Source organism: Rubrimonas cliftonensis (assembly GCF_900107585.1).
GTDB classification, from domain to species: domain Bacteria; phylum Pseudomonadota; class Alphaproteobacteria; order Rhodobacterales; family Rhodobacteraceae; genus Rubrimonas; species Rubrimonas cliftonensis.
In genome coordinates this window covers 201312-214533 of record NZ_FNQM01000005.1, presented here as the reverse complement: position 1 = coordinate 214533, position 13222 = coordinate 201312, and the positions used below count along the sequence as shown (strand labels likewise).

The window sequence follows — 13222 nt, the reverse complement described above, 5'->3', positions numbered from 1 at the left end:
GCGATGACCCCCGCGGATGCGCCGAAGGACCCCCGCTCGATCCCCGCGACCGTCGTCGCGCCCAACCCCGGCGGCAGGCTGGCGGGCGCGCCCCCGGGCGTCTGGGGCGGCGCGCCCGCCGCAGGCGCGGCGCCGGCGGGCCTTGGCGGGGCGCGGCGCGGACCGGTCGGGGTGGAGCCGGGCGAGGCGCGGCCCGGCGTCAACCCGCTGGTGGATGCGGCGGCGGACCTCTTCGATCTGCTGGTCTATCTGCGCGGCCAGGCCACCGCGCTCGACGTCGACACCCTGCGCATGAAGTCCATGGCGCTGATCCGCCAGTTCGACCTGCGCGCCGACGCCGAGGGCGTGGACCAGGGCGTGGCGCAGGTCGCCCGCTACGCCATCGCCGCCACCATCGACGACGAGATCATGTCGAAGCCCTGGGGCATGGAGGCCGGCTGGCAGAACGCCACCCTCGTCGCCTCGCTCTACGAGGAGGTCATCGGCGGCGACCGCTTCTTCGAGCTGCTCGACGAGGCCGTGGCCGAGCCGCGCCGCTTCGGCGACCTCGTTGAGCTGATGCACATCTGCCTCTCGCTGGGCTTCAAGGGCCGCTACCGGCGCGGAGGCGCAGCCGCGGAGGCCGAGCTGGAGCAGTGGCGCCGCCGCGCCTTCGACGCCGTGACGCTGAGGCGCGACGGCTTCACCGAGGCGCTGTCGCTGCACTGGCGGGGCGTCGACACGGAGCGCCGGCCGCTGCGGGAGCTCGCGCCGATCTGGCTGATCGCCTCGCTCTCGGCGGCGGCCTGCGCCGGCCTTTTCTTCCTGGCGGCCTGGCTGACCGGCGGCGAGGCCGCGCGCAGCGCGCAGGCCGCCGTCAACCTGCCGCCGCAACTGGGGCCAGGCCAGTCCGTCGAGATCGTGCGCCTCGCCGCCCCCGCCCCGCGCGAGGAGGTCGTGCTGGCGCCGCCGCGGCTCGACCGCGTGCGCGGCTTTCTCGACGCCGAGATCAAGGAGGGCCTGGTCGAGGTGTTCGAGGAGGCGGGTCTCGTGCGCATCCGCCTGCTTGGCGCGGGCATGTTCGCCGGCGGCAAGGCCGTGGTGCTGCCGCGCTACCAGAACGTGCTGCTGCGGGTGGCCGACGCGCTGAACGACGAGCCGGGCGACGTGATCATCGAGGGGCACACCGACAGCGTGCCGATCCGCACGGCGCAGTTTCCCGACAACGTGGCGCTGTCGCTCGCGCGCGCGACGGCGGCGGCGGATTTCGTGCGTCCGCTGCTCTCGGCGCCGGACCGCATCGAGATCAAGGCGCTCGCGGCGACCAAGCCCATCGCTGACAACGCCACCCGCGAGGGCCGCGCCCGGAACCGCCGCGTCGAGCTGGTGCTCGACCGCGGCGGCGCCGCCGAGACCGCCGCGACCCAGTGAAGGCGAGACGATGAAAACCCTGCGCGCCATCCTGTTCTCGCCGCCGTTCCTCGGCTTCGTCGCCTGCGCGCTGCTGTCGGCGGCGGTGTGGTTCGTGGGCGAGCTGCTGGCATTCGGCTCGTTCCGGCCCTTCGGCCTCGCCACGAGCCGGATCGTCACCATCGCCGTGTTCTTCCTGATCTGGGCGCTGCTCTCTGGGCTCTGGTGGTGGCGCCGCCGCGCGCGCAACGCCGCCCTGATCAACGCGCTGGAGACGCCCGCCGACCCCTCCGGCGAGGCGCTCGACGCCGAGCGCGAGCGGCTGGAGACCAAGTTCCGCGACGCGCTCGCCAAGCTGCGCCGGCTGCGCTTCAAGTCCCGCCTCGGCGGCTCGCGCTATCTCTACGAATTGCCCTGGTTCGTCTTCGTCGGCCCGCCCGCCAGCGGCAAGACCACGGCGCTGATGAACTGCGGGCTGGAGTTTCCGCTGCGCAAGTCCGGCGAGGAGGGCATCGCCATCGACGGCGGCGCCGGCACGCGCGACTGCGACTGGGTGTTCACCGACGAGGCCGTTTTCATCGACACCGCCGGCCGCTACGTCACGCAGGACAGCGACGCGACGGTGGACAAGGGCGCCTGGAACGCCTTCCTCGACCTGCTGGCGCGCAACCGCCCCGGCGAGCCGGTCAACGGCGTGATCGTCGCCATCGCGCTCGACGAGCTCGCGACGGCGGACCCGGCGCGCCTCTCCGCCCACGCCCAGGCCGTGCGCCGCGGCGTGCAGGAGATCTGCGAGAAGATGCGCGCGCAGCTTCCCGTCTACGTCATGTTCACCAAGGCCGACCTGCTGGTGGGCTTCCGCGAGTTCTTCCAGGGCCTCAACCGCGAGGACCGCGCGCAGGTCTGGGGCGTCACCTTTCCGCTCGGAGACGAGAAGGACGCCCGCGCCCGCGCCGAGGCCGATCTGGCGCAGGTCGAGCAGGAATTCGACGCGCTGACCGCCCAGCTCGGCGAGATGCAGTTCCCGCGGCTGCAGGGCGAGGCCGACCTCGGCGTGCGCGCGCAGGTGTTCGGCTTCCCGACGCAGTTCTCCTCGCTGAAGGGCGTGGTCTCGCAGTTTTTGCGCGAGGCGTTCGCGCCCGACCGATACTCCGAGACGATGCTGCTGCGCGGCTTCTACTTCACCTCCGCCACCCAGCACGGCCAGCCCGTCGACCGGCTGATCGCCGCGATGAGCCGCGAGTTCGGGCTGGAGCGCCGGGCTAACGCCATGGCGCCGGGAACCGGCGGGCGGGCCTATTTCCTCCAGGGGCTGCTGCAGGACGTCGTGTTCCCCGAGGCCGGGCTGGCCACCAAGGCCGGGCGCGCGCGCCGCCGCGCGGCGTCGGCCGGGCGCTGGGCCGCCATCGCCGCCTGCGTCGCCGCGCCGATGGCGCTGGCCGGCGGCTGGTGGATGGTCAACGAGCATACCGCCGCGCAGGCCGACGCGCTGATCACGACCTTCGCCGACTACGAGGCCGACCTCGCCACGCTCGACGTGGACCCCGTGGGCGACAGCTCGCTGGAGCCCGTGCTCGCGCCGCTCGACCGCCTGCGCGCCGCGCGCGACGCCTTCGACGACGAGGGCGCGGCGCCGCCGTTGGGCGGCATCGGGGCGGGGCGCACCGACGAACTGCGCGCCCAGGCCGAACTCGCCTACGGCAAGGCGCTGAACGACCTGCTGCGCCCGCGCCTGCTCTACCGGCTCGAGCGCATCATGGACGAGAACCTGGACAAGCCGGCGCCGCTCTATGACGTGCTCAAGGCCTACCTGATGCTCGGCGGGCGCGGGCCGCTCGACGCGGACTACCTGCACGGCTTCGTCATGCGCGACGCCGCGCTGCGCTACCCGCCCAACATCAACGCCGACCTTCTGGAGGCCGTCTCGGCCCATGTCACGGCGCTGCTGGAAGGCCCGCTGCCGGACCGCGACCTCAACGACGAGGCCATCGCCTCGGCCCGCACGCTGGCGGCGAACCTGTCGCCCGCCCAGCGCGCCTTCCGCATCCTGATGACGCAGGACGTGGTGACGGAGCTGCGGCCCTGGCGCATAACCGACGCCGGCGGCCCGGCGGCGGCGCAGGCCTTCGTGCGCGCCTCAGGCGAGCCGCTCGACGCGCCGATCCCCGGCATCTTCACCTATGAGGGGTTCTGGAGCGTGTTCGCCCAGAACGCCGACGCCGCGGTGGACGCCGAGCTCGACGAGGGCTGGGTGCTGGCGGAGGACCCCGACGCCGCCCAGCCATCGCGCGCGGACATCATCCGAACGCGGCAGGAGATCCGCGAGATCTACGACGAGGCGTTCATCGCGCAGTGGGACGACATGCTGAACGACCTGCGCATCACGCCCTTCACCGACGCCGGCCACGCCAGCCGCGTCCTGTCGCTGCTGTCCTCCCGCCAGTCGCCCCTGCGCCGGGTGCTGCAGGGCGCCGGGAAGCAGACCGACCTCGCCGCGGCGCCGGAGGAAGGCAGCCCGCTGCTCGCCAACGCCGCCACGATCGGCTTCAAGAAATACGGCTCGAAGCTTGGGCTGGCCGGCAAGATCGCCGCCAGCTCCGGCGGCGGCGCCGAGGCCCCGCGCGAGGGCGCGCCGGTCAGCGCCGCCTTCGCCACCCTGCGCGACTTCATCGGCACGGCGGAGACCGGCTCGCAGCTCGAAACCGTCCTGCTGCGGCTGAACGAGCTGCGGCAGGTGGTGGACGGCATGGTGTCGGGGCGCGGCTCGCTCAGCGATCTGGCCAACGACGCCACGGCCGAGCAGCTGCGCTTCGACGTGAGCCAGGCCCCGCCGGCGGTGAAGCGCATCTTCGACGAGATGCTGGAGCAGGCCGACGCGACGCTGGCCGAGGGACTCTACGCCGCGCTCAACGAGGAATGGCGCTCGACCGTCGCCCCGGTGTGCCGCCAGCGGCTCGGCGGGCGCTACCCGTTCGGCGGCGGGGCCGAGGCGCCGCCAGGCGACCTCGTGGACATCCTCGGCCCCGACGGCGTGATCGACCGCTTCTTCAAGACGCGGCTCGCCTCCTACGTCGACACCACCGCCGCGAACTGGCGCCTGCGCCCCGGCGTGGGCGCGCAGCTCCAGATCCCGCAGGAGCGGCTGGCCTTCTTCCAGACCGCAGCCCAGCTGCGCGAGGCGTTCTTTCCCTTCGGCGCGGCGCGGCCGGGCGTGCGCATCGGCGTGTTCCCGATCGCGATGGACGGCGACGTGCAGCGCGCGCGCATCGAGATCGGCGGCCAGAGCGCGGACTTCAAGCAGGGCGAGCCGGGCGCCGCGAACATGGAGTGGCCGGGGCCCCAGCCCGACAACGGGGCGCAGGCGACGCTGGGGGTGGACACCGGCGCGGTGGACCTCACCGGCGCGCGCCTGCCGCCGACCGAGGCGCGCGTCGGCGAGCTCGGCTTCTGGGGTTTCTTCAAGCTGCTGGACCGTTCCGAGTTCAAGCTGCTCGGCGGCGGAGACCGCGCGCGGCTCGGCTTCAGCGCCGGCGGGCGGCGGGTTGTGATGGAGTTGCGTATGGAATCGACAGTCAACCCCTTCGCCCTGCGCGCCGAACTGCGCGAATTCACATGCCCGGCGACGCTCTGATCCCCGCGCGCCGGCCCGCCGGACCCGTGGCGGGTTCGGCTGCGGGTTCGGCTCCGGGTTCGGGGGCCGGCTGGGTGGCGAAGCTGCCGGCGCGGGGGGATTTCGTGGGCGGCGGGCGCCCCGGGCCGCTCATCGAATCGCTGCGGGCATGGGCGGAGGAAGGCCTGGCGGCCGTCCGCGCCGGCGGCGGCCCGGCGCGCGACGCCTTCCTCACCGCGCCGCTCTGGCGTCTCGGCCTCACCGAGGGCGCGGTCCCGGGCGCGCCCGGCGTCGCCGTGATCGGCCCCGGCATGGACGGCGCCGGCCGGCTTTTCCCGATCCTCGTCGCCCTGCCCGGCGGCGCGCCCTCGCAGGCGGGCGACCTTCCGGCGCGACTGCTTGCGGCGCGCGCCGGCTGGTGCGACGCGGTGGAGGACGCCGCGCTCGCCGCCCTGGCGCCAGACGCCGACCCCGCCGTGTTCGACGCAGCCGTAGCGGCGGCGCCCGCCGCGCCCGCGTCCGCGCCCACGGCGGCGCCCTCGGCGCTGGGCCTCGCCGCAGAAGGCTCCGCGAAAGGCTCACTGGCGCGCGCGGAGACGTTCGGCCCACCGCCCCGCGTTCTCGATGCCACGACGGCGCTGGACGCCGCCTTTTTCGCCGCCCTCTTCGGAGGCCGGACCTCATCGCCGGACGCGGCGACCCAGAGGAGCGCGCCATGAGCAGCGACCGGCCTCCCAATCTTCCGCGCCGCCTCGGCGCCGGCCTCGGCGGGCTGCTGCCCCATGGCGCCGGCGTCGGCGGCCTCGGTCGCGCCGCCGCCTGGCTCGGCGGCGGCAGGAGCACGGGCAGGGACGGCGACGCGCAGCCCGTCGCCCGCGGGCAGGCGCTGCGCCCGCGTTCCTGCGGGCGCGCGGACACCGGCCTCGTGCGCAGCCGGAACGAGGACGCGCTCCTGATCGACGACGTGCGCGGCGTCTGGGCCGTGGCCGACGGCATGGGCGGGCACGCCCACGGCCAGCGCGCCAGCGCCGAGATCATCGGCCAGCTCGGCTATGTGCGCGGCGGCTGGCAGACGCCGCAGGGTCTCGCGCTCGACGTCGTCGCCCGGCTGGAGGGCGCCAACGCCACCCTGCGCGCCGAGGCCGTCGCCGAAGGCGTCTCCGCCATCGGCTCCACCGTGGTATGTCTGTTGGCGTTCGGCGCGGACGGGCTGGTGACGTGGTGCGGCGACAGCCGCGCCTATCTGGTGCGCCGCGGCGAAGCCACCGTGCGCCTGACGCGGGACCATACGGTGGTGCAGGAGCTGGTGGATGACGGCGCGCTGCGCGCCGAGGACGCCGAGGAGCACCCCCACGCCCATGTGCTCACCCGCGCGGTCGGCGCCGCCGACCGTCTCGACCTGTCCTTCACCGAGGTGAAGCTCCGCGCGGGCGACCGGTTCCTGCTCTGCTCCGACGGCCTGACCCGACCGGTCGACGAGACCGAGATCACCCGGATCTGCTGGAACGAGCGCGACCCCGCCGCCTGCTGCGACGCGCTGGTGGCGGCGGCCATCGCCCGGGGCGGGCCCGACAACGTCTCCGTCGTCGTGGTCGACTTCGCCTGAGCGCGCCGGCGTCGCCGCGCCGGCTCAGCCCAGCACGCGCTTCCAGGCGACGATCTCGACGCTCTCGAACAGCCCCGCCTCGGCATAGGGGTCGGCGGCGGCGAAGGCCTCGGCCGCCGCGCGGTCAGCGACGTCGATCTCAAGCAGGCTGCCGTTCATGGCCCCCGCGTCGTCGGTCAGGGGACCGGCGAGCCGGACGACGCCCGAGCCCTTCAGATAGGCGAGATGCGCGTCCCGCGTCTCCTGACGGATCGAGAGCGCGCCGGGCCGGTCCCGGCAGATCAGCAGCCACGTCATGTCGCGTTCCCCCTCCAGGCCCGGCGCGTCACGCCTTGGGCCCCTTGCGCCCCGCGCCCACCAGCGGCGCGGCGGTCTCGTCCAGCGGCCAGCGCGGGCGGGCCCCGAGATCCCACCCGCTGCTCTCGCCGCGGGCGAAGCGCTCGGCCCCGGCCCAGGCGATCATCGCTGCGTTGTCGGTGCAGAGTTTCAGCGGCGGAGCCGTCATTGTGAAGCCCTGAGCCGCCGCCGCGGCCTCCAGCGACCGCCGGATCGCGCCGTTCGCCGCGACGCCGCCGGCCACGGCGATCACGGGCGCCGCGTCGGGATGATCTTCCCGGAAGCGCGCCATGGCGCGGGCCGTCTTTTCCGCCAGCGTCTCGGCCACGGCGGCCTGGAACGCGGCGCAGAGATCGGCGCGGTCCTGCGCCGTCAGGCCGCCCCGCCCCTCCGCCACGGCGTCGGCCGCCCGGCGCGCGGCCGTCTTGAGCCCCGAGAAGCTCATGTCGCAGCCGGGCCGGTCGAGCAGCGGGCGCGGCAGCGCGAAACGGCGCGCGTCGCCGCTCGCGGCGGTCCGCTCCACCTCCGGCCCGCCGGGGAAGCCGAGGCCGATGTGGCGGGCCAGCTTGTCGAACGCCTCCCCCGGCGCATCGTCGATCGAGCCGCCGAGCCGGCGATACTCCCCGAGCCCGTCGACGCTCACGAGCTGGCAGTGGCCGCCCGAGACGAGCAGCAGCAGGTAGGGCCACGCCAGCCCGTCGGTCAGCCGCGGCGTCAGGGCGTGGCCTTCGAGATGGTTCACGCCGAGAAACGGCAGGCCGGCGGCGAAGGCGACGCCCTTCGCCGTCATCACGCCCGAGAGCACGCCCCCGATCAGCCCCGGCCCGGCGGTGGCGGCGACGGCGTCGATGTCGTCGAGCGTCAACTGCGCGTCCGACAGCGCCGCCTCCACGCAGAGGTCCAGCCGCTCGGCGTGGGCGCGTGCGGCTATCTCCGGCACCACGCCGCCGAAGGGCGCGTGCAGCGCGCTCTGGCCCCAGACCACCGAGGACAGGATCTCTCCCGGCCCCTCAGCCGCCTCCCCGCGCAGCGCCGCGCGCACGACGGCCGCCGCGGTGTCGTCGCAGCTCGATTCGATCCCGAGTACGGTCAGCCGGCGCGTCACGAGGCTCCTCCAGCGGCGGGCAAGCCCATTCGTCGCGTTGCCCGTCCGCCGGTCGAGCGTTAGCACTCTGCCCCATGACTGCGCAAATCACCGCCGACCGTCGCGGACATGACGGCCCGCCCAGCCCCGATCGCCCCCTGCGCATCGGCACCCGCGGCTCGCCGCTGGCGCTGGCGCAGGCGCTCGAGACCCGCGGCCGCCTGATGGCGGCGCACGGCCTGCCGGAGGCGGCGTTCGAGATCGTGGTCCATACGACGACCGGAGACGCCGTGCAGGACCGCGCCCTGTCGGAGATCGGCGGCAAGGGCCTCTTCACCAAGGAGCTGGAGGAGGCGCTGTTCGCGGGCGTGGTGGACATCGCGGTGCACTCGATGAAGGACGTCGCGACGCAGCTGCCCGACGGGCTGGAGATCGTCGCCTGCCTGCCGCGGGAGGACGTGCGCGACGCGTTCGTGTCCTCCCGCCACGAGAGCGTCGCGGCGCTGCCGCGTGGGGCCGTCGTCGGCACCTCGTCGCTGCGGCGGCGCGCCCAGCTTCTCCATCGGCGCCCCGACCTCAAGGTGGTGGAGTTCCGCGGCAACGTGCAGACGCGGATGCGCAAGCTGCAGGAAGGCGTCGCCGAGGCGACCTTCCTCGCCTGGGCGGGCCTGCGCCGGCTCGACATGCAGGCCGCGGCCCGCGGGCCCATCGAGGTCTCCGAGATGCTGCCCGCGGTGGCGCAGGGCGCCATCGGGATCGAGGCGCATGCGGGCTCGCCCGCCGCGGCGCTGTTCGCGCCCTTCGCCTGCGCCGAGACGGCTGCGCGCCTCGCGGCCGAGCGGGCCTTCCTCGCCGGGCTCGACGGCTCCTGCCGCACGCCGATCGCGGGGCTTGCGGTGGTCGAGGGCGACACGCTGTGGCTGCGCGGCGAGATCATCCGGCCCGACGGCTCGGAGCTTCACGCCGCAGAGCGGCGCGGCGCGGTGTCAGACGCCGCCGCGATGGGCGCTGACGCCGCAGCCGAGCTGCGCGCGAAAGGCGGCCCGGGCTTCTTCGACGCAGGGTGAGCCGGTGGCCGGCGCGCAGGCCGACGCGCCCTCGATCCTGATCACGCGCCCCGGCCCCGCCGCGGCGCGGCTCGCCGAGGCGCTGTCCGCGGAGGGCTGGCGACCGCTGCTCTGGCCGCTCCACCAGATCGTCGACGAAGGTCCGCCGCCCGACCTCTCGGGCTGTCAGGCGGCGTTCTTCACCTCCGCGAACGCCCTGCGCCGGGCGACGGCCGGGCCCGGCGCGCCGCCGGCGTTCTGCGTCGGCGCGGCCACGGCGGCGGCGGCGCGGCGCGCGGGCTTCGCCGACGTGCGCTCGGCCGAAGGCGACGCGGCGGCGCTGGCGCGGCTCGCGGCGCGCGCGCTGGACCCCGGCGCGGGGGCCCTGGCATTCTTTCGCGGTCGCGACGTGGCGGCGGACCTCGCCGGCGCCCTGCGCGCGGCTGGCTTCGCCATGCGCGAGCAGGTCGTCTACGCCGCGGCGCAGGCCGGGCCGCCGCCGCCCGAGGTCGAGGCTGCGCTGCGAGGCGGCGCCCTGAGCGCCGCCTGCTTCTACTCGCCGCGCGCGGCGGCGCGCTTCGCGGCCTTCGCCGGCGCATGGCGGGCCGGCCTCGGCTGCGCCGCCGCGGTCGCGATCAGCGCTGCCGCCGCCGCGCCCCTGGCGGACGCGGGCTTCGGGCGCGTGATCGTGGCCGAGCGGCCGGACGGCGCCGCGATGCGCGCCGCCCTCGCCATGGCGCGACCATGGGGCGCGGGCCGGCGCGAAGGCCTCTCCGGACTGGCGGGCGGCGACGGCCCCGACTAACCTGCGTTCGACTTCGGGGGAGAGATGCGCATGAACAGCGGCGACAGGAAACCGGACGAAACCGAGGACGCCGCCCTGCCCGGGGGCGGGGCCAGGCCGTCGCCCTCCGAGGAGGCTAGCGGATCGGCGGCGCCGGACGGCGCGGCGACGACCTCCGAGGCGCGTCCCTGGGGCGCCAGCGCCCATGATCGCGCCGTCGAGGACGCTGAAGAAATCGCCGACGACGCACGCGCGGCTGCGGAGAGGGGCGCGGCCGACCACGAAACCTCAGACGGGACCGGTTCCGACACCGCTCCCCAGGCCCAGCCCCCTGCAGGGGACGCGCAGGCTCCCGAACCGGAGCCGGTCGACGAGAAGCCGCGCGAGCCCGCCAGCGAAGCCCGCGCCGAGCGGGCGCCGCCTCCCGGGCCGAAGCAGGGGTCAAGCTTCGCCGCGAGGGCGCTGACCGCACTGATTCTGCTGATCGTCGGCGGCGCGGCGGCGATCTGGGGCGCGCCGAAGCTGGCGCCCATGCTCCCGGCGCCGATCGCGGAGTTCGTGGCGCCCGCCGGCGCCGGCGTTTCCGCCGAGGCGCTGGCCGATGCCGAGGGACGGCTTTCGGAGAGGCTCGGCGCGCTCGACGCACGCGTGGCGGAGGCTGCGGCGGCGGCTGCGGCCGCGGAGGCCGCAGCCGCCGCGGAGGCGCCCGCCGCGCTGCCGCAGGAGGCCGCCGACCGCATCGCCGCGCTCGAACAGGCCGTGGCGGCGCTCGAAAGCCGCCCCGCGCCGGAGACCGTCGCCGCCGCCGACCCCGCGCTCGCCGCCCGCATCGCCGAGATCGAGGCCGCCGTCGCGGCGCTCGAAGCCGCGCCGGAGCAGGGGGCCGGACCGGGCGCCGGACCGGGCGCCGGGCCGGGCGCCGGGCCGGGCGCCGGGCCGGGCGGTGGACCGGGCGCCGGGCAGGGCGCCGCTCAGGAAGCCGTCGAGGCGGTCGCCGCGATGCGCGAGGCGGTGGCGTCCCTGGAAGAGGCCGTCTCCGGCGCAGCCGCAAGGGCGGACGCCGCGAGCGCCGACGCCGCGGCGCTGTCGGCGCGGGTCGACGCTCTGTCGGAAACCGTGGCGTCGCTGGAGAACGCGCAGTCGCAGGCGGACAGCGCCATCGCCGACGCCGCCGCCGCCGAGGCGTCGGCCCAGGCGGCGCGCAGAGCCGCCGCCGCCAGCGCCGCGCTGGCGAGCATCGACCGGGCGATGACGCTCGGACAGCCGTTCCCGGCCGCGCTCGCCACCGCGCGCGAGACGGTCGAGGTTCCGCCGCCGGCCGCGCTGGAGGCCGCCGCGGCCGGCGGCGCGCCGACGCGCGAGGCGCTGAAGGCCAGCTTCCCCGACGCCGCCTATCGCGGCATCCGCGGGGCGCTCGCCGCTGAGAGCGCCTCCGACAGTCCGCTCGCGGGCTTCGCCGCGGCGCTGCAGGCGCGCGTGACGGGTCTGCCGGAGGAGGCCGTGGCCGGCGATTCGGCGCAGGCCAAGCTGAGCCGCGCGCGCGTGGCCCTGCTGAGCGGCGACCTCGACGGGGCGATCGCGATCATCGAGGCGCTGCCGCCTGAAGCGCAGGAGGCCATGGCGGACTGGACCGTCGGCGCCCGCCTGCGCGCCGGCGCCGACGACGCGCTGGCGTCGTGGCGCGCCGAAATCGGACGCGCCGAATGAAACCGGCGGACACCGGCGCTGCGAACGGCGCCGGCCAGGTTCAGACCGGACACACTCTGAGGGGAGCGACAGAATGATCTGGCTTGTGTTGCGGGTCGTGGTGTTCGTCGCGGTCGTCGCGGTGATCGCAACGGCCGCGGGGCTGCTGGTCGACACCAGCGGCGAGGTGGCCATCACCTGGGACGGCTACACCTATCCGCCCCTCAGTCTGGTCGAGTTCGTCGGCGTCGTGCTGCTGACGATGCTCGCGCTCTACGCCCTCTACAAGCTGGCGGGCCTGCTCGTGGCGGCGATCCGCTTCGTGCTGGGCGACGAGACCGCGCTGACGCGCTACTGGTCCCGCGCCAAGGAGCGTCGCGGTTTCGAGGCGCTGTCGAGCGGCATGGTCGCGCTGGCGGAAGGCGACCCCAAGACGGCCGCGGTCTACGCCCGCAAGGCCGCGCGACTGCTGGGCGCGGGCCCGCTGACGGACCTTCTGCACGCCAACATCGCCGAGGCGCAGGGCGACGTGAGCCGGGCCAAGCAGCACTACCGCGCGCTCGCCAAGGAGCCTCCGACCGCGATGGTCGGCGTCAAGGGCCTGCTGAAGCAGGCGGTCGCCCGCGGCGAGACCGACCGGGCGCTCAAGTTCGCCGAGCACGCCTTCGCGATCCGCCCCAACGACGCCGGCGTGCAGCAGACGCTGTTCGACCTCCAGGTGAAGCAGGCGAACTGGGAGGGCGCGCTCAAGACGCTGACGGCGCTGGCGAGGGGCAAGTCCCTGCCGCGGGACGTGTCGGAGCGCCGCCGCGCCGTCATCAACCTCGAGATCGCCCGCCACGCCGCGGAGACCGGCGACGAGCCCCGCGCCGTGGCGGCCGCGGACGCCGCGGTGAAGGCGGCGCCGGGCCTCGCGCCGGCGGCGGTCTTCGCCGCCCGACGCGCCATCGCCCGCGGCGAGAGCGCCCGCGCAGGGAAGCTGCTCAAGGAGGCGTGGAAGCATGCGCCGCAGCCCGACATCGCGGAGGCCTATGCGGAGATCTCGCCGACCGAGAGCCCGTCGGAGCGTCGCCGCCGCTTCCGCGACCTCATCGCGACGAACGCGACGCATGACGAGGCGAAGTACCTGTCGGCCGAACTTGCGATCGCCGACAACGACTGGCGCGGCGCCCGCAAGGCGCTGGGCGACATGGCGTCGGAGAAGCCCAACCACCGCTCGCTCGCGATGATGGCCGCCATCGAGAAGGGGGAGGGCTCTTCCGAGGCGATCGTGCGCGGCTATCTCGCCCGCGCGGTGTCGGCGCCCCGCGGCGCCCACTGGATCTGCGACCGCTGCGCCGCGTCGCCCGGCGGCTGGCACGCGGTCTGCCCGAGCTGCGGCGGCTTCGACACGCTCGCCTGGCGCGAATCGGCCGACGAGGCGGATCTCGGCGGGGCCATGCTGCCGCTCATGGTGGACGACGCAGAGAGCAGGGCGAGCGAGGACCAGCTCGACGCCGCCGCCGCAGAGGAGGCCGTCCGCGAAGCAGCCGAGGCGCGGCGCTAGGGCGCGCCCATCATGCGGCCCGCGATGCGGCCCGCGTCGCTGCGGGCCGCCGAGGCGCGCCGCCCGTCGCCGCGCCGCAAGACGGCTTGCCCCACGCGGCGCCGGCGTGTAATAGCCCCGGCGTGGAACGCCACG

10 protein-coding genes are annotated in these 13222 nt (G+C 75.4%); 8 read left to right on the top strand and 2 right to left on the bottom strand.

The genetic code is table 11. The features are described from left to right. Positions 1-3 precede the first annotated feature (3 nt). From icmH to BLW43_RS11035, 4 genes are read left to right on the top strand one after another with little or no spacing between them, the layout of a single operon-like run. Positions 4-1410, top strand: coding sequence for a type IVB secretion system protein IcmH/DotU (gene icmH / locus BLW43_RS11050; RefSeq protein WP_093253221.1), 1407 nt, complete (start codon positions 4-6; stop codon positions 1408-1410). Between the two features lie 10 nt (positions 1411-1420). Beyond that, positions 1421-5020 (top strand): type VI secretion system membrane subunit TssM, encoded by a 3600-nt coding sequence (gene tssM, locus BLW43_RS11045; RefSeq protein WP_093253218.1) that lies wholly within the window; start codon positions 1421-1423, stop codon positions 5018-5020. Continuing rightward, positions 5002-5718, top strand: a complete 717-nt coding sequence (tagF, locus tag BLW43_RS11040; protein ID WP_093253215.1) for a type VI secretion system-associated protein TagF — start codon at positions 5002-5004, stop codon at positions 5716-5718. Before tssM ends, tagF begins: the two co-directional genes overlap by 19 nt. Continuing rightward, entirely contained in the window at positions 5715-6605 is an 891-nt protein-coding gene (locus tag BLW43_RS11035) for a PP2C family protein-serine/threonine phosphatase (RefSeq protein ID WP_093253213.1), read from the top strand. Before tagF ends, BLW43_RS11035 begins: the two co-directional genes overlap by 4 nt. Positions 6606-6629: 24 nt before the next feature. On the opposite strand, the gene BLW43_RS11030 is transcribed toward BLW43_RS11035, so the two are convergent. Both BLW43_RS11030 and tsaD read right to left on the bottom strand, forming a co-directional pair. Then, entirely contained in the window at positions 6630-6902 is a 273-nt protein-coding gene (locus BLW43_RS11030) for a YciI family protein (RefSeq protein WP_093253210.1), read from the bottom strand. Between the two features lie 28 nt (positions 6903-6930). Next, on the bottom strand, positions 6931-8046 hold the full coding sequence (gene tsaD / locus BLW43_RS11025) for a tRNA (adenosine(37)-N6)-threonylcarbamoyltransferase complex transferase subunit TsaD (RefSeq protein ID WP_093253203.1): 1116 nt from the start codon (positions 8044-8046) through the stop codon (positions 6931-6933). Between the two features lie 74 nt (positions 8047-8120). Here tsaD and hemC point away from each other — a divergent pair, with 74 nt between their 5' ends. The 4 genes from hemC (at position 8121) to BLW43_RS11005 (ending at position 13087) form a co-directional block, all read left to right on the top strand. Then, complete coding sequence (gene hemC, locus BLW43_RS11020; RefSeq protein ID WP_093253200.1) at positions 8121-9092, top strand: hydroxymethylbilane synthase; 972 nt, start codon at positions 8121-8123, stop codon at positions 9090-9092. 4 nt (positions 9093-9096) lie between these two features. Next, entirely contained in the window at positions 9097-9876 is a 780-nt protein-coding gene (locus tag BLW43_RS11015; RefSeq protein WP_175478855.1) for a uroporphyrinogen-III synthase, read from the top strand. A 30-nt stretch (positions 9877-9906) separates the two neighbouring features. Further along, on the top strand, positions 9907-11562 hold the full coding sequence (locus BLW43_RS23505; protein ID WP_093253194.1) for an MICOS complex subunit MIC60: 1656 nt from the start codon (positions 9907-9909) through the stop codon (positions 11560-11562). A 73-nt stretch (positions 11563-11635) separates the two neighbouring features. Further along, complete coding sequence (locus BLW43_RS11005; RefSeq protein ID WP_093253192.1) at positions 11636-13087, top strand: heme biosynthesis protein HemY; 1452 nt, start codon at positions 11636-11638, stop codon at positions 13085-13087. The last annotated feature ends 135 nt before the right edge of the window (positions 13088-13222 follow it).